General features: G+C 73.6%; 12 protein-coding genes. 8 read left to right on the plus strand and 4 right to left on the minus strand.

Going from position 1 to position 15,927, the window contains the following annotated elements:
- Nucleotides 1–23: 23 nt before the first annotated feature.
- The 4 genes from ACFC2L_RS10025 to ACFC2L_RS10040 all read left to right on the plus strand — a co-directional run bounded on the left by ACFC2L_RS10025 (nt 24) and on the right by ACFC2L_RS10040 (nt 6,183).
- A complete protein-coding gene (locus ACFC2L_RS10025) occupies nt 24–1,277 on the plus strand; it encodes a 5-(carboxyamino)imidazole ribonucleotide synthase (RefSeq protein ID WP_375824170.1) in 1,254 nt (417 codons plus the stop codon).
- Nucleotides 1,274–1,813 (plus strand): 5-(carboxyamino)imidazole ribonucleotide mutase, encoded by a 540-nt coding sequence (purE, locus tag ACFC2L_RS10030; RefSeq protein WP_375824171.1) that lies wholly within the window; start codon nt 1,274–1,276, stop codon nt 1,811–1,813. Before ACFC2L_RS10025 ends, purE begins: the two co-directional genes overlap by 4 nt.
- 129 nt (nt 1,814–1,942) lie before the next feature.
- Nucleotides 1,943–4,045, plus strand: a complete 2,103-nt coding sequence (locus tag ACFC2L_RS10035) for an acyltransferase family protein (RefSeq protein WP_375824172.1) — start codon at nt 1,943–1,945, stop codon at nt 4,043–4,045.
- The gene (locus ACFC2L_RS10040) at nt 4,042–6,183 is read left to right on the plus strand and encodes an acyltransferase family protein (protein ID WP_375824173.1); all 2,142 of its coding nucleotides are present in this window, start codon (nt 4,042–4,044) and stop codon (nt 6,181–6,183) included. The genes ACFC2L_RS10035 and ACFC2L_RS10040 overlap by 4 nt, the downstream gene beginning before the upstream one ends.
- Nucleotides 6,184–6,186: 3 nt before the next feature.
- Here ACFC2L_RS10040 and ACFC2L_RS10045 read toward each other — a convergent pair whose 3' ends face one another.
- The 4 genes from ACFC2L_RS10045 to ACFC2L_RS10060 all read right to left on the minus strand — a co-directional run bounded on the left by ACFC2L_RS10045 (nt 6,187) and on the right by ACFC2L_RS10060 (nt 10,176).
- Complete coding sequence (locus ACFC2L_RS10045; protein WP_375824174.1) at nt 6,187–7,635, minus strand: LCP family protein; 1,449 nt, start codon at nt 7,633–7,635, stop codon at nt 6,187–6,189.
- A gap of 4 nt (nt 7,636–7,639) precedes the next feature.
- Nucleotides 7,640–8,857 carry an LCP family protein gene (locus ACFC2L_RS10050; RefSeq protein ID WP_375824175.1) on the minus strand — a complete coding sequence of 406 codons (1,218 nt, stop codon included), beginning with the start codon at nt 8,855–8,857 and terminating at the stop codon, nt 7,640–7,642.
- A gap of 179 nt (nt 8,858–9,036) precedes the next feature.
- Nucleotides 9,037–9,441, minus strand: a complete 405-nt coding sequence (locus ACFC2L_RS10055; protein ID WP_253053131.1) for a DUF2304 domain-containing protein — start codon at nt 9,439–9,441, stop codon at nt 9,037–9,039.
- A gap of 12 nt (nt 9,442–9,453) precedes the next feature.
- The gene (locus tag ACFC2L_RS10060) at nt 9,454–10,176 is read right to left on the minus strand and encodes a glycosyltransferase family 2 protein (protein ID WP_375824177.1); all 723 of its coding nucleotides are present in this window, start codon (nt 10,174–10,176) and stop codon (nt 9,454–9,456) included.
- A 140-nt stretch (nt 10,177–10,316) separates the two neighbouring features.
- Between ACFC2L_RS10060 and ACFC2L_RS10065 the strand changes: the two genes are divergently transcribed.
- From ACFC2L_RS10065 to ACFC2L_RS10080, 4 genes are all read left to right on the plus strand, one after another.
- A complete protein-coding gene (locus ACFC2L_RS10065) occupies nt 10,317–10,913 on the plus strand; it encodes an acyltransferase (RefSeq protein ID WP_375824178.1) in 597 nt (198 codons plus the stop codon).
- Nucleotides 10,910–12,010, plus strand: coding sequence for a DegT/DnrJ/EryC1/StrS aminotransferase family protein (locus ACFC2L_RS10070; protein WP_253053137.1), 1,101 nt, complete (start codon nt 10,910–10,912; stop codon nt 12,008–12,010). The genes ACFC2L_RS10065 and ACFC2L_RS10070 overlap by 4 nt, the downstream gene beginning before the upstream one ends.
- Complete coding sequence (locus tag ACFC2L_RS10075; protein ID WP_375824179.1) at nt 12,010–12,996, plus strand: Gfo/Idh/MocA family oxidoreductase; 987 nt, start codon at nt 12,010–12,012, stop codon at nt 12,994–12,996. Before ACFC2L_RS10070 ends, ACFC2L_RS10075 begins: the two co-directional genes overlap by 1 nt.
- A 126-nt stretch (nt 12,997–13,122) precedes the next feature.
- Nucleotides 13,123–15,921, plus strand: coding sequence for an FG-GAP-like repeat-containing protein (locus tag ACFC2L_RS10080; protein WP_375824180.1), 2,799 nt, complete (start codon nt 13,123–13,125; stop codon nt 15,919–15,921).
- Nucleotides 15,922–15,927 lie beyond the last annotated feature (6 nt).

Raw genomic sequence — 15,927 nt, forward strand, 5'->3', positions numbered from 1 at the left:
CCCAGGCACTAGGGTGGGTCCACGTGGCAGCCCCAGTGATCGCCGTGGTCGGCGGAGGACAGCTCGCACGGATGATGGCCCCCGCGGCGGGAGAGCTCGGGGTGCACCTGCGCGTGCTCGTCGAGGCCCCGGACTCGTCCGCGGCTCAGGTCGTGGTCGACGCGCCCGTGGGCGTCGCGTCCGACGAGGCCGCGATCCGCTCCCTCATCGCCCCCGCCGTCGGCGAGCCCGCGGCCGTCCTCACCTTCGAGCACGAGCACGTCCCGAACGCGCTGCTCACCGACCTCCTCGAGCACGGCACCCCCGTTCGCCCGGGCCCCGACGCGCTCGTGCACGCGCAGGACAAGATCGTCATGCGGCGTCGGCTGACCGAGCTCGGCGTGCCCTGCCCGCGCTGGGCCGCGCTCCCCACCGCGCCCGACGCCGCCCGCACGGCTCTCGCGGACTTCCTCGCCGAGGTCGGGGGCGAGGCCGTCGTGAAGACGGCGCGCGGCGGGTACGACGGCAAGGGCGTCCGGGTCGTCTCGGTCGCCGCGGGCGGCCCCGAGCAGGTCGCCGAGTGGATCGAGGCGGCCGCCGCGGGCGGCCCCGAGCTGCTCGTCGAGGAGAAGGTGCCCTTCACGCGCGAGCTCGCGGTGCTCGTCGCACGCCGTCCGTCGGGAGGGCCCGACGGGACCGGCGAGGTCCGCACGTGGCCCGTCGTCGAGTCGATCCAGCGCGACGGCGTCTGCGCCGAGGTGATCGCGCCCGCGCCCGGTCTCACCGACGCCGAGGCGGACCGCGCCCGCGACGCGGCGGTCCGGATCGCCGAGGGTCTCGACGTCACGGGGGTGCTCGCGGTCGAGATGTTCGAGGTCGTGGGCGAGGACGGGCCGCGCGTGCTGGTCAACGAGCTCGCGATGCGCCCCCACAACTCCGGGCACTGGACCATCGACGGGGCGGTGACCAGCCAGTTCGAGCAGCACCTGCGCGCCGTGCTCGACCTGCCGCTCGGCGACACCGCCGCCACGGCCCGCTGGACCGTCATGGCGAACGTGCTCGGCTCGACGCTCGACGAGCTGACCGACGCGCTGCCCGACGTCCTCGCCGCCTTCCCCGACGCGAAGGTCAACCTGTACGGCAAGGGCGTGCGCCCCGGGCGCAAGCTGGGCCACGTGAACGTGAGCGGCGACGACCTGGACGAGGTCCGGCGTCGGGCCCTGGCGGCAGCCGCGACCCTGCGGGGCGAGCGTCCCGCGAGCACCGACGAGGACCCCGAGAACGAGGAGCGAGCATGAGCGAGAACCCTGTCGTCGGCATCGTCATGGGGTCGGACTCCGACTGGCCCGTCATGGAGGCCGCGGCCGACGCGCTCGCCGAGTTCGACGTGCCCGTCGAGGTCGACGTCGTCTCCGCGCACCGCATGCCCGTCGAGATGATCGACTACGGCCGCACCGCCGCCGAGCGCGGGCTGCGCGTGATCGTCGCGGGCGCCGGGGGAGCGGCGCACCTGCCAGGGATGCTCGCCGCCGTGACGCCGCTGCCGGTGATCGGCGTCCCCGTGCCGCTGCGCCACCTCGACGGCATGGACTCGCTCCTGTCGATCGTCCAGATGCCCGCGGGCGTCCCCGTCGCGACGGTCTCCGTCGGCGGGGCGCGCAACGCGGGCCTGCTCGCCGCGCGCATCCTCGCGGCCGGTACCGACGACGACGCCGCGCGCCTCCGGGCCAGGATGGTCGCCTTCCAGGCGGACCTGGGCGACCAGGCGCGCGCGAAGGGTGCGCGCCTGCGCGCGTCGCGGTCCGGGGAGCAGCGCACGGGCTTCGGCGCCTGACCGGCGCGCCGCGGGTTTCTGCGGCAGGCGGTTGTCGGGTTAGCCTGCGGGCGCGTCTCGCGACGCAGGGGGCTGGACCGACGACGGTCCGTGGCGGGTCGGTCCGACACCCACCCGGAGCAGTTTCACGTGGCAGCACCGCAGGCAGCTTGGGCGCCGACGGCGTCGTCCGACGCGACCCCAGGTGCTGTCCGACGGCACGCGCGCCCGAGGGCCGCGACCTCGCGCGACGGTTACCGCTACGACCTCGACGGCCTCCGGGCGGTCGCGATCTTCCTCGTGGTGGTCTACCACGTCTGGCTCGGCCGGGTGTCGGGTGGCGTGGACGTGTTCCTCATGCTCTCGGCGTTCTTCCTCACGGGTTCGTTCGCGCGCCGCCTGAGCGCCGGGCGCGGGGTCGCCGTCGGGGCGTACTGGGCGCGCACGTTCAAGCGCCTCGTCCCCGTCTCCGCGGTGGTGCTCCTCGGTGTCCTCGGGACCGCGTACCTGCTCTATCCGCCGTCGTCGTGGCCGTCGGTCTGGACCCAGACCTGGGCGTCGCTGGGCTACGTCCAGAACTGGGAGCTCGCCCGCGAGTCCGTGGACTACTACGCTCGGGACGGCGCGGTCGCGAGCCCGCTCCAGCACTACTGGTCGCTCTCGGTCCAGGGCCAGGTCTTCGTCCTCTGGCCGCTCCTCCTGCTCCTGTCCGGGCTCGTCGTCCGGCGCCTGAGGCTCTCCGTCACCCCGGTGCTCCTGACGGTGTTCGGGGCCGTGTTCGTGGCGTCGTTGGCCTTCTCCGTCGTCGAGACGGCGTCGGACCAAGAGCTCGCCTACTTCGACACCCGGACGCGACTGTGGGAGTTCGCCCTCGGTTCCCTCGTGGCGGTGGTGCTGCCGTTCGTCCGGCTTCCCGCCCGGGCCGCCGTGGTCGTCGGCTGGGTGGGGCTCGCCCTGATCGTGACCTGCGGACTCGTGCTCGACGTCCAGGGCGGGTTCCCGGGCTATTTCGCGCTGTGGCCCACGATGGCGGCCGCCGCGGTGATCGTCGCCGGCACGTCGGCGCACCCGTGGGCCGTGGGCAACGTGCTCGCGCACCCGGTGCTGCGGTCGCTCGGACGGGACGCCTACGCTCTCTACCTCGTGCACTGGCCGCTGCTCATCACCTGGCGGGTGGTCACGGGACGTCAGGTCCCGTCCTGGCACGAGGGTGCGGTGATCGTGGTCGTGTCCCTCGTCCTCGCCCGCCTCCTCACCTCGTTCGTCGAGCGCCCCGTCCGGGACCTGGAGTGGGCGCGGACTGTCCCGTGGCGCGGCGCGGTCGCGGTGCTCGTCGCGATCACGGTCGTGGCCGTCCCCCTCACCGCCTGGCAGTCGGCCGAGCGTGCCCGGGCCGCCGAGGCGCTGGTGGGTGCCTCCGCCGACAACCCAGGAGCGCGAGTGCTCCTGCCGGGGTACCACGGCGCGCCGGACCCGACGGCACCTCCCGTCCCCGCCGCGACCGCGCTCGATGCCCAGTGGGTGTCGCTCACGGAGCGCTGCTCGGGAAGGTTCGCGCCCGACGTCGTCGAGCTCGCGAAGCGGTGCGGCCAGCTCGTTCCCCTGGCTCCTGAGGGGCCGACGGTCGTGGTGGTCGGCGACTCGCACAGCGAGCAGTTCATGGGTGCGCTGATCCCCGTCGCCGAGCGCGAGGGCTGGACCCTGGTCTCGGTCCTCTTCGGGGGATGCTCGTTCGGCACGGCGGGCCACCCGTGCCGGGAGTGGAACGAGCAGGTGCTCGACTACGTCCTCGAGCTCGGTCCGGACGCGGTCTTCACCGTCACGACGGCCGCCGAGGTCGACGGCCCGGGCGAGTCCGTCGTCGTCGGGCTCCAAGAGGCGGTCGACGTGCTCTCCGACGCGGGGATCGCGCTCCTCGGGATCCGGGACAACCCACGGTTCTCGACGGACATGTTCGTCTGCGCCGAGCAGCACGGGCCCGAGGCGGACGCCTGCCGCCACGACCTCGCGTCCCGCTCCGCCGCACGGAACCCCGCCGAAGACCTCCGGGTGGGGGAGGGATCGGCGCTCGCGGACCTCTCCGCGGCGGTGTGCCCCGACGGGTGGTGCGTCCCGGTGGTGGGGAACGTGCACGTCTTCCTCGACGACAACCATCTCACGTGGGACTACGCGCGCTCGCTCGCCCCGTTCCTCGAGGACGAGCTGTTGCCGTGGACCGACCGCGCGGCGGCGCGGCAGGGAGAGCCGTCATGACCGGAGCTGTCGGCGCGGGGGCGCGTTCCCCCGGCCCGACCCGGCCGACGACGCCCCGTCATGCGCGGTCGGGTGCGGCCGGCCGGTCGACGGGCGCGGCCACGTCCTACCGGCACGACCTCGACGGCCTGCGCGCTCTCGCGGTCCTGCTCGTCGCCGTGTACCACGTGTGGGTCCACCGCGTCTCGGGCGGGGTGGACGTCTTCCTCATGCTCTCGGGGTTCTTCGTCGCTGGGGGTCTGCTCCGCTCGTTCGCCCGTGGAACGCCGGTGCGGCTACGGACGTACCTCCCGCGGCTCGCGCGTCGGCTCCTGCCCGCGCTCGTCCTGGTGCTCGCCGCGGTGCTCGTCGCGAGCGCGGTGCTCCTCCCGCGCACCCGGTGGACGGGGATCTCGGGCGACGTGCTCGGATCCCTGCTCTACGCCGAGAACTGGCGGCTGGCCGCCGCGGAGCAGGCCTACGGTGCGGCGGACGTGGGACAGAGCCCGCTCCAGCACGTCTGGTCCCTCTCCGTCCAGGGGCAGCTCTTCGTCGTGCTTCCCGTCCTTCTCGTGCTCGTCTGGTGGGCGGCAGGTCGCGCGGGGATCGCGGCGCGCCTGGCGATCGTGCACGCGACGGTGGTGACCGGCGCCGTCGCCTCGTTCGTCTACGCCGTGGTCGCGGTGCGCGCCGACCAGGCGTTCGCCTACTACGACACGTTGGCCCGCGCGTGGGAGTACCTTGCGGGTGCGTTGCTCGCGCTCCTGGTGACGCGCGTGCGGCTGGCAGGTGCGTGGGGTGTCGTCGCGGGGTGGGTCGGGCTTGCCCTCGTCGTCGCGAGCGGCGTCCTCGTGGACGGCGCGGCGCTCTTCCCCGGCCCCGCCACGCTCGTTCCTCTCGCAGGCGCCGCGCTCGTCGTCGTCGCGGGCACGCCCGACCCGCGCGGGATCGCTGTCGCTCCCGCGTGGTCGGTCTCGAGGCTCCTCGCGTGGGCTCCGGTCGCCCGCGCCGGCGGGTACGCGTACGCCTTCTACCTGTGGCACTGGCCCGTGCTCGTGTTCACGATCGTCCTCCGCGACCGGCCGGTGGGCTGGCTCGCAGGGGTGGGTGTGCTCGGCCTCTCGGCCGTGCTGGCGGTCCTGACGAAGCAGCTCGTCGAGGACGTGCTCCGTCGGGACCCTCGAGATGCGCGAGGCGCCACGCGCACACGGCCTCCGCGGTGGGTGCTGCGTCCTCTCGTCGCTGTGGTCACCGTGACCGTCGCGGTCGTGCCGCTCGCGTGGCACGCCCACGTCCTGTCGGTCCAGCGCTCGTACCAGGGCACCCTGCAGGACGTCGACGTCGCTGCGTACCCGGGGGCGCTCTCCGTCCTCGAACCGGGCGCGTACGCGGCGGCGGCTGCCGACCCGGTGCCCGCCGTGGAGGCCGTGCTCGAGGACACGTCGCGGGTCGTCCTGGACGGCTGCATGACGGGGGACGGGGAGAGCGACGTCAAGCGGTGCTCGTACGGCCCGGAGGATGCCGCGACGGTCGTCGCGCTGGTCGGTGCGTCGCACAGCGAGCACTGGTTCGCCGCGCTCGAACCGATCGCCGACCGTCGGGGCTTTCGTGTCGTCCCCGTCCTCAAGGCGGGGTGCCTCTTCCTCGACCCCGAGGACGGCGACGTCGACGGCGAGTGCGCGACCTGGCAGCGCGACGCGATGGACTACGTCCTGTCGCTCGAACCTGACGTGGTCATCACGACCTCGACGCGTCCGACGAAGTCGGACGGGCCCCGTGAGGTGGTCCCGGACGCGTACGTCCGTGTCTGGGAGCGGCTCGCGCTGGACGACGTCCCGGTCGTGGCCATCCGCGACAACCCGTGGCTGCCGTACTGGATGCCCGAGTGCGCAACCGTCCACGGCTCGGAGTCGGACGAGTGCGCCGTGGCGTGGGAGGACGTCCTGGACGACGTGGACCCTGCGCTCGACGCCGTCCAGGAGCTCTGGAACACGACGGTCCTCGACCTCAACGACGTCCTCTGCCCGGACCGTGTCTGTCGGCCCGTCCAGGGCAACCGGTTCGTCTACCGCGACGATAACCATCTGACGGCGACCTACGCCGTGACGCTCAGCCCGGTGCTCGACGAGCGGCTCGGCGTCGCGACCGGGTGGTGGTGACGACTACTGCGGCAGGCCGCCGACCTGCCCCGGGGTGAGGTTGCCGTCACGGATGTCGATCCAGAACTGCCCCACGGTCTCGGGGTTCAGCTGCACGGTGGACCCGACGTTGCCGCCCGGCCGGTAGTCGGGGTTCGAGATCGGCGGCGTGCCCGTGATGCCGTCGGGACCGTTGGCCTTGCGGAACGCGAGGGCGAGCTTGCCGAGGTCGACGATGCCCATGCTCTCGTCGACGGTGAGCGACCCGAGGCCGGAGTCCAGCAGCGAGACCTGGTCGCCGGGGCGGAACAGGATGCTCGGGTTCGCCGCCTTCGAGCTGATGGCGCCGATGACCTGGCGCTGGCGCTCGGCGCGGCCGATGTCGCCCTTCGGGTCGGAGTAGCGCATCCGCGAGAACGCGAGCGCGGTGTGGCCGTCGGCGACGTGGCACCCGGCGGTCCACACGAGTTCGCTGCGTTCGTCGTTCACGTCGTAGTCGAGGCACAGCTCGACGCCGCCGACGGCGTCGACGATGCCCTCGACCCCGCCGAACCCGACCTCGACGTAGTGGTCGACCGTGAGGCCGGTGAGCTGCTCGACCGTCTGCACGAGCAGCGGCGGGCCACCCCACGAGTACGCCGAGTTGAGCTTGCTCGCGCCGTTGCCCGGGATCTCCGCGTACGTGTCGCGCGGCAGGCTGATGAGCGCGACCGGGCCGCTCGGCGGGGCGTGCAGGACCATGATCGTGTCCGTGCGCGCGCCCTCGGTGCCGTCCTCGCTGATGCCTTCGCCGCGCGCGTCGGAGCCCGCGAGGAGATAGGTGTTCCCGGGCGTGCCGGGCGCACCGGAGAGGGCCTCGACGTGCTGGATCTTGCCGTTCGCCCAGATGAGCAGGCCGACCGGCCAGGCGAGGAGCGCGACGATCACGACGCACGCGACGAGCCCGACGACGCGGCCCTTGCGGACGCGGAACCCGCCCCCGCCGGCTCGAGGGGTCCCCGTGCCCGACGGCGGTCGCCCACCCCCGCCACCGGGTCGGCCGGTGCTCGGCCGCGGCGCCGCGCCCGGACGGCTCCGCGTCGTCGTGGGCACGGCCTGCGCACCCGCGTGGGGCGACGACGAGACGCGCGGAGGTGCCGCCGTCGCCTGGCGGGGCTGGCGCGACGGCGCGACCGACGGCGGGAGCGCGGACGCCGCGGAGCTCGTCCGCGGGCGTGCGCCGCGCGCGGGCGGCGCCGGCGGCGGCGTGCCCTTGCGTGCGGGGGTCACGGGGATCTCGCGCGACGACTGGCGCTTGATGCGGGGCTCGAGGCGCACGGCGTCGTCGGGCACGGCGGGGCGGGGGCGCGCCGGGGCGCGCCCGCTGTTGCCCACGGCGATCGCGTCGTCGACGGACGACGGACGCGGGGCGCGGCCGCCCTGGGGCGTGAAGCTCGGGGGGAGCGACCGGGGGTCGCGCGAGGGGTCGGTCATGGCGTCACCCGCACTGCGCGGTCTCGTCGGCGGCGGAGAACGCCTCCTTGCCGGCTTCCTTCGTCTGCACCGGGGCGGGCTCGGCGGCCGCGTCGCCCGTCGGGTCGGCTGCGCCCTCCCCGGTCTGCGACGGCGGCTCGGTGGCCTCGGCGGCGTCGGTGGACCCGCCTGCGGCCTCGTCGGTCGCGGGTGCGGGCGCGGCGATCGGCTCGTCGGCGCGCACCGTGGCCCAGAGCTCGTCGGCCTCCGACGTCCAGACGACCTTCGCGTCGGGGTCCTGCGGGTCCGGCGCGTTGGGAACGGTCATGAAGGTGATGTTGCCACTGGTCGCGCCCTCGAGGCTGAAGGCGAGCCCGGCGAGGCTCGGGATCGACGACAGGTTCGCGCTCATGGTCAGAGACTTGGTGCCCGCGTCGACGAACCCGTAGATCTGGCCGAGGTCCGAGAGCACGTTCTTCGAGAGCACCTGGTTCACCGTCGCGGCGAGGAGCTGCTGCTGGCGGCCGATACGGCTGAGGTCCGACCCGTCGCCCACGCCGTAGCGCGCCCGCGCGAACCCGAGCGCCTGGGCGCCGTCGAGCGTCTGCATCCCTGCGTCCAGCCGAAGGTCCGCCTTGGGCGAGTCGATCGGCTCGGGGATGCAGATGGGGACGCCGCCGATCGCCGTGACCATGTTCTGGAAACCCGCGAAGTCGACGACGACGAAGCCGTCGACGAACACGTCGGTCAGGCTCTCGACGGTCTGGGTCGCGCACGCGGCGGCCGAGTCGACGTCGCCACCGACGGTCGCGCCGTTCGCGAACGCGGCGTTGAAGCGGGTGGTGGCCGGCGCGGTCGTCTTGCCGTTCGTCGTGTGGCACGCCGGGACGTCCACCCGTGAGTCGCGGGGGATCGAGATCATCTCCACGCGCGTCCGGTCTGCCGAGACGTGCACGAGGATCGTCGTGTCCGAGCGCATGCCCGCGACGCCCGCGACCTCGTGGCCGTTCTCGCCGCCGCGCTCGTCGGAGCCCATCACGAGGATGTTGAGGGGCTTCCCGGCGTTGGGGTCGCTCGGGTCCGGGGTGGGCTGCTCAGGTCGGTCCGTAAGGAGCTCGAGCCCGTCCGACGGCGCGATGTTCCCCTGGATTCTCGACACCGCGGCGGCGCCGCCGACCGCGCCGAACGCGAGCACCGCCGTGGCGACGAGCCCGACGGCGCGGGCTGTCCCATGGGACCTCATGGCCCGCGCGTGCGCCGGACCGCGCGACGGCTCGGCAGCCGCCGCGTCTCTGGTCTGGGCACGGGAACGGGAGGTCACGGGAGTCGAGCATAGGCGTGCGGTGCGATCTGGCCGCGCGGGCCGCGGGCTCGCGGGGTGGAGGAGTTGTGCAGGCGCGTGCGGTGCGAGGACCGGTCGGGTCAGCCCGCGGCGTCAGCGTCCGGGCGGCCGCCCTGGCCGTCGCGCTGCTCGAGCTCGTCGACCGACGCGTCGACCCGGCTGAGCCTCGCCTCCGCGAGGCTCAGCTCGCGCGTGAGCAGCGTGATCTTGCGGGCGAGAGCGTTCGCACGCCGATGGCTCGTGGCGATGTAGCTCACGAACGCGATGACGAGGGCGTAGAGGAGGAGGTCGGTCCCGCGGCCGACGCCGAGCATGTTGGCCAGCCGGGTGAGCCACTCGGGGAACAGGACGGAGAGCCCGGCGACCACGACGAACCCGACGAGCAGCAGGCGGCGGATCGCCTGGTGCCGGGCGTCGACCGTGGAGCGGGTGAGCAGGACCGTGACCACGGCGATCGCGGCGACGAGGACGATCTGGATGAGCATGTGCGCTCCCGTCTACTTGAACACGAGGTCGACCAGGATGTTCACGGAGTTCCAGAGCGACTGGCCCTTGGCCCGGGAGTAGTCCGTGTAGAGGACGTGCACGGGGTACTCGCGCCAGGGGAGCCCGGTGCGTCCGAGCTGCAGCACGATCTCGCTCGCGTGCGCCATGCGGTCCTGGCGCAGCTCGACCTGGCGCGCCGCGTCGACGCGGACGACCCGCAGCCCGTTGTGGGCGTCGGTGAGCCGCAGGCCGGTGCTCTGGTTCGTGAACCAGACGGCCGTGCGCAGGACCGCCCGCTTGAGGAGCCCGGGCCGGGTCCGCGCGTCGAGGAACCGCGAGCCGAAGACGATCGCGACGTCGTCGCGCCGGGCCAGCTCGACCATCGCGGCGGCGTCCTCCACCTGGTGCTGACCGTCCGCGTCGAACGTGACGAGGTACTTCGCTCCCGGCAGGTCGCGGGCGAACTCGATCCCCGTCTGGAGGGCGGCTCCCTGGCCGAGGTTGACGGCGTGGCGCAGGACCGTGGCGCCCGCCTCCCGAGCCCGCTGCGCGGAGTCGTCCGAGCTGCCGTCGTCGACGCAGACGATCCGGGGGAACGTCCCGAGCGCGTTCTTGACCACGTCGGCCACGACCGCGCCCTCGTTGTACAGAGGGACGACGAGGCAGGCGTCCTCGACGGGGCCGATGGCTTCGACGGGCGGGCGGCCGGGTCCCGCCGCGTCCGATTCGTGCATGTCGCTCATTGTTGCAGGCGACCGGGGAAGGTCGGGACCTTCGCCGCTCTCGGAGGGGCAGCGGCGGCAGGTAACCTTGCCGACGCGGCGTCCGCGTCCGACGTGGTCGCTGCGCACCGTCCCGACACGAAGGAGCCCGCATGGGAGTCCGGATCGCCCTGAGCGCCGACGTCGCCGACGACGCGTCGATCGGCGACGGCAGCCAGATCTGGCACCTCGCCCAGGTGCGCGAGGGGGTGTCGATGGGAGAGTCGTGCGTCGTGGGGCGCGGGGCCTACATCGGTACCGGAGTACAGATGGGCCGGAACTGCAAGGTGCAGAACTACGCGCTCGTGTACGAGCCGGCGTCTCTCGCCGACGGGGTGTTCATCGGCCCCGCCGTGGTGCTCACCAACGACACCTACCCGCGGGCCGTGAACCCCGACGGATCGCTGAAGAGCGCGGACGACTGGCACGCGGTGGGCGTGACGATCGGCGAGGGCGCCGCGGTCGGGGCCCGTGCGGTGTGCGTCGCGCCCGTGACGATCGGAGCCTGGGCCACGGTGGCCGCGGGCGCGGTCGTGACGAGGGACGTCCCCGACCACGCGATCGTCGTCGGGGTCCCGGCGCGGCGCGTCGGCTGGGTGGGGCGCGCGGGCGAGCCGTTGCGGCGCGACGGGGAGCACTGGGTGTGCCCGGTGACGGGTACGCGCTACGAAGAGCACGACGAGACCATCAGAGAGGTTGCGGCCGAATGAGCCAGACACTGATCCCCGCGGCGAAGCCGATCGTCGGGGACGACGAGCGCGCGGCCGTGGACCGCGTCCTGCGCAGCGGGATGATCGCGCAGGGACCTGAGGTCGCCGCGTTCGAGCAGGAGTTCGCCGAGGTGCTCGTCGGTGGGCGCACGTGCGTCGCGGTGAACTCCGGGACCTCGGGCCTGCACCTCGGCCTCCTCGCCGCGGGCGTCGGCCCGGGCGACGAGGTGATCGTCCCGTCCTTCACGTTCGCGGCGACCGCCAACTCGGTCGCGCTGACCGGTGCGACGCCGGTCTTCGCCGACATCGAGCCGGACCAGTTCTGCCTCGCTCCCGACGCGGTGCGGGCCGCGATCACGGAGCGGACCAAGGCCATCATGCCGGTGCACCTCTACGGGCACCCGGCGGACATGACGGCGCTGGGCGCGCTCGCGGACGAGCACGGTCTGCTCCTGTTCGAGGACGCGGCACAGGCGCACGGGGCGACCCTCGACGGACGCCCGGTGGGCTCGTTCGGCGCGTTCGCCATGTTCAGCCTCTACCCGACGAAGAACATGACGTCGGGCGAGGGCGGCATGGTCTCGTGCGCGACCGACGAGATCGCGCGCAACGTCCGTCTGCTGCGCAACCAGGGCATGGAGCGCCAGTACGCCAACGAGGTCGTCGGCTTCAACGCCCGCATGACGGACGTCCACGCGGCGATCGGCCGGGTGCAGCTCACCAAGGTCCAGGGCTGGACGGCGGACCGCCAGCGCAACGCGGCCTTCCTGTCGGAGAACCTCGAGGGCGTCGTCACGCCTCCGGTCGCGGACGGGGCGGTGCACGTCTACCACCAGTACACGATCCGTGTCGCCGACGACCGCGACCGCGTGGTGACGGCTCTCCGCGAGGAGCACGGTGTGGGTTCCGGGGTCTACTACCCGATCCCGAACCACCGCCTCGAGAGCCTGAAGCACTTCGCGCCCGGTCTCGACCTGCCCGAGACCGAGATCGCGGCGCAGCAGGTGATCTCCCTCCCCGTGCACCCGTCGCTCACCCAGGGCGACCTCGAGCGCATCGTCACCGCGGTCAACTCCGTCGTGAAGGCAGGTGCGTGATGGCAGACCTGCGTGCGGGCCTGATCGGGCTCGGAGCGATGGGGCGGCACCATGCCCGGGTGCTCCGCGAGATCGACGGCGTCGACCTCGTCGCCGTCGCCGACCCCGGCGGTGACCCTTATGGAGTGGCGGGCGACCTGCCGGTCCTGCCCGACGTCGACGGGCTGATCGGCGCCGGCATCGAGATGGCCGTCGTCGCGGTCCCGACCGTGTACCACGAGGAGATCGCGCTGGCCCTCGCTGCCGCGGGCGTGCACACCCTCGTGGAGAAGCCCATCGCGGCCACGAGCGCGGCCGGTCGCAAGGTCGCCGAGGCGTTCGCCGCGGCCGGGCTCGTCGGCGCGGTCGGGCACATCGAGCGGTTCAACCCGGCGCTCCAGGAGCTGCGTCGCCGCACGGAGGCGGGCGAGCTCGGGGAGGTCTACCAGATCGCGACCCGGCGGCAGGGGCCTTTCCCGGCGCGCATCGCCGACGTCGGCGTGGTGAAGGATCTCGGCACCCACGACATCGACCTCACGGCCTGGGTCGCCCAGAGCGCGTACCGTGCGGTCGCCGCGCAGACCACGCACCGCAGCGGACGCCCGCACGAGGACATGGTGACCGCGACCGGCCGCCTGGAGAACGGCGTCGTGACCAACCACGTCGTCAACTGGCTCTCCCCGATGAAGGAGCGCGTCACGATCGTCACGGGCGAGCGGGGTGCGTTCGTCGCCGACACGGGCACGGCCGACCTCACCTTCTACGCCAACGGCGTCATCCCGACCGAGTGGGAGGCCGTCTCGGCGTTCCGCGGCGTGTCCGAGGGCGACATCACGCGCTACGCGTTCGCGAAGCGCGAGCCCCTGCGGGTCGAGCACGAGGCATTCCGGGACGCCGTCCGGGGGATCCGCCAGGACGTCGTGACGATGGAGGAGGGCCTGCGCACCCTCGAGGTCGCCGAGGCCGTCCTGGAGTCGGCCGCGTCGGGGCAGACCGTCACGCTCTGAGCCGGCGCCCGGCGGCCCCGTGGTGGGGTCGCCGGGCCGACTCCCGACTCTCCCGGCGATCGTCCTGCGAGAACGTGCCCGCCTTGTGATACTGGCCGGGTTCGTCGGGGCGCGAGCAAGCCCTGGGTGATCTCTGCGACGACCGGGGTGAGCACGATGGCCAAGAGGTGGACGACCGTCCTGACGGTGCTGGCGGTGACCGTGACGTCGGCGGTGACGGGCAGCACCACCGCCGTGGCGGCCGGCCCCGCGACACGGGCTGCGACCTCTGCGGCTCCACGCGTCGCACCCGCCCCGCCGGCCGTGCCCGCACCGGTCGCCCCCGAGATCGACGAGACACCGCTCGAACCCGTCGACGCGTCCGGAGACGCCCCCACGGCGTCGGTGCCGTCGGAAGCGGGCGCTGCCGAGGGGCCCGGTGAGCAGGTGCTCCCCGAGGTCCCGGCCGACGACACGCCGAGCCCGGAGGGGACCTGGTCCGCGACCAGCCCGGCGACCGGTGCGACGACCGTCGTCGGCGTCACCTGGGACCTCGGGTCGGCAGGGGACGACGTCGTCGTCGAGGTGCGTTCACGTACCGGGACCGTCTGGACCGGGTGGACCGACGTCCACGCGGAGGACGCCGAGCCGACCGGGGGCGCCGGGGAGCAGCGCGACGGTACCGAGCCGCTGTTCGTCGGGGACGTCGACGAGGTCGAGGCGCGGATCCTTCCCGGGACCGGGCCGACGCCCGTCGACCCGGTCCTGGTCGTGGTCGACCCCGGCGCGGACGCCGGGACGGCGGGTGGCGGTGCGGGCGGAGCGGGCGGCCTCGGGCGGTCGCCGGCCGCGGGCCTCGTGATGCCTGCCGCCGCGCCGACGGCCGTGCTGCCCACCGCCACGAGCCGTCCGGCGGTCTACTCCCGCGCCCAGTGGGGGGCCGACGAGCGGCTGATGACGTGGACGCCCCAGACCGGCAACGTCGTCGGCGCGGTCGTCCACCACACGGCCGGTTCGAACGACTACACCGCGGACCAGCTCCCGGCACTCATCCGCGGCATCTACGCGTACCACGCGCAGTCCCGCGGGTGGGGCGACATCGGGTACAACTTCCTCGTCGACAAGTTCGGCCGCGTCTGGGAGGGGCGTGCCGGAGGGATCGACAGAGGGATCGTCGGGGCCCACGCCACGGGGGTCAACTCCCAGCGCTTCGGCGTCTCGGTCATGGGTAACTTCGACGCCGCGCAGGTCTCGGGGGCCGCGGTCGACGCGGTGTCCTCGGTCATCGCGTGGAAGCTCGACATCCACGGCGTGCGCGGAGCGGGCGGGAGCATCGTCGTCGGGCACCGGGACGTGGGGCAGACGTCGTGCCCCGGGGCCACGCTGTACGCGGCGCTCCCGCAGATCCGCTCCCTCGCGGCGGCCCGCCAGGGTCCCGTGAACGACCGTTCTCTCCGGAGGGACCTCGGGCTCGACAGCTACCCGGATCTGGTGTCGCGCACCGCGACCGGGGTCGCGACGCTCACGGCCACGGCCTCGGGGTGGGGGCAGACCCGCGCGGTCGGTTCCGGCTGGCCCGGGTCCCGGGTGATCGCCCCTGGTGACTGGAACGGGGACGGGTCCCCCGACCTCATGATCGTCGACCCGGCGTCGGGAAACCTGTGGCTGTACCCGGGCACCGCGAACGGCGGCTGGTCCGCGAAGCAGAAGATCGGGGTCGGTTGGGGCGTCGCGAACCTGATCGTCGGCGGGCACGACTGGAACGGCGACGACACGACGGACCTCCTCATGAGGCGGCACGACGGGACGCTCTGGCTCTACCCCGGCAACGGACGCGGCGGCTTCGGGACGCCGCGGCAGGTGGGCACCGGCTGGAACGCGATGAGCTCGATCGCCATGGTGGGAGACCTCGGCAACGGGCGCCCGGCGCTCGTCGCGCGGACCGGCGGCAACCTCTACACGTACACGGGTGACGGGCGCGGCGGGTTCGCGAGCGGGCGGACGCTCGTCGGGTCCGGCTGGGACGTGATGACGACCATCGTCGGCGCGGGGGACCTCAACGACGACGGGCTGCCCGACGTCGTCGCACGGGACGTCCAGGGAAACCTGTGGCGCTACGTGGGTGACGGTGCCGGACGGCTGCTCGGACGGTCGCAGATCGGGCACCAGTGGCAGGGGTTCACCGCGGTGCACCCCGCCGGTCGTGCAGGACGGGGCGAGGACTTCTTCGCGGTGGGCGCGGACGGCACGCTGCACCGTTACTCCTATCTCGGTGGCGCGGGCTTCACGCGGGCCGTGGGCACCGGCATCTCCGGCTCGGCCGTCGCCGAGGCCGTCGCTCCCGGAGACTGGAACGGTGACGGTCGGCCCGACCTCATGACCCGCCGGAGCAACGGCGACCTGTTCCTGCACGCCGGCACCGCGACCGGGAGCTTCGCGACGTCGGGGACGCGCGTCGGGACGGGCTGGGAGGTCATGACCCAGGTGGTCGGGGCCGGCGACTGGCTCGGGACGGGCGTCCCCGGTCTGCTCGCGTTCCAGCGGGGCACGGGACAGATCTGGCTGTACCCGGGGGACGGCCGGGGCGGGTTCGGGACCCGCGTCCTGATCGCCCAGGGCGCACAGTTCCTCGACCGGATCGTCTCGGCGGGCCACTGGCGCGGCGGGGCGGCGCCGGACCTCGTCGCGCGCGAGGCCGGCACCGGGCGGCTCCTGCTCTACCCGGGCAACGGCGGCGCACGGCTCGGGGCGGCCTCGGTGATCGGGACGGGGTGGGACGTCATGTCGAGCATCGTGGGTGCGGGCGACGTGGACGGCGACGGGCGACCCGACCTGGTCGCCACGCGCTCGGACAGGTCGATCGTCCTGTACTCGGGCAGCGGGTCGGGAGGGTTCCGGACGTGGCGGACGATCGCCACGGCCCCGTCGGGCGCTTCCGTCTCGTGAGCCGGT

Source organism: Cellulosimicrobium sp. NPDC055967 (genome assembly GCF_042269845.1).
Lineage (GTDB): Bacteria > Actinomycetota > Actinomycetes > Actinomycetales > Cellulomonadaceae > Cellulosimicrobium.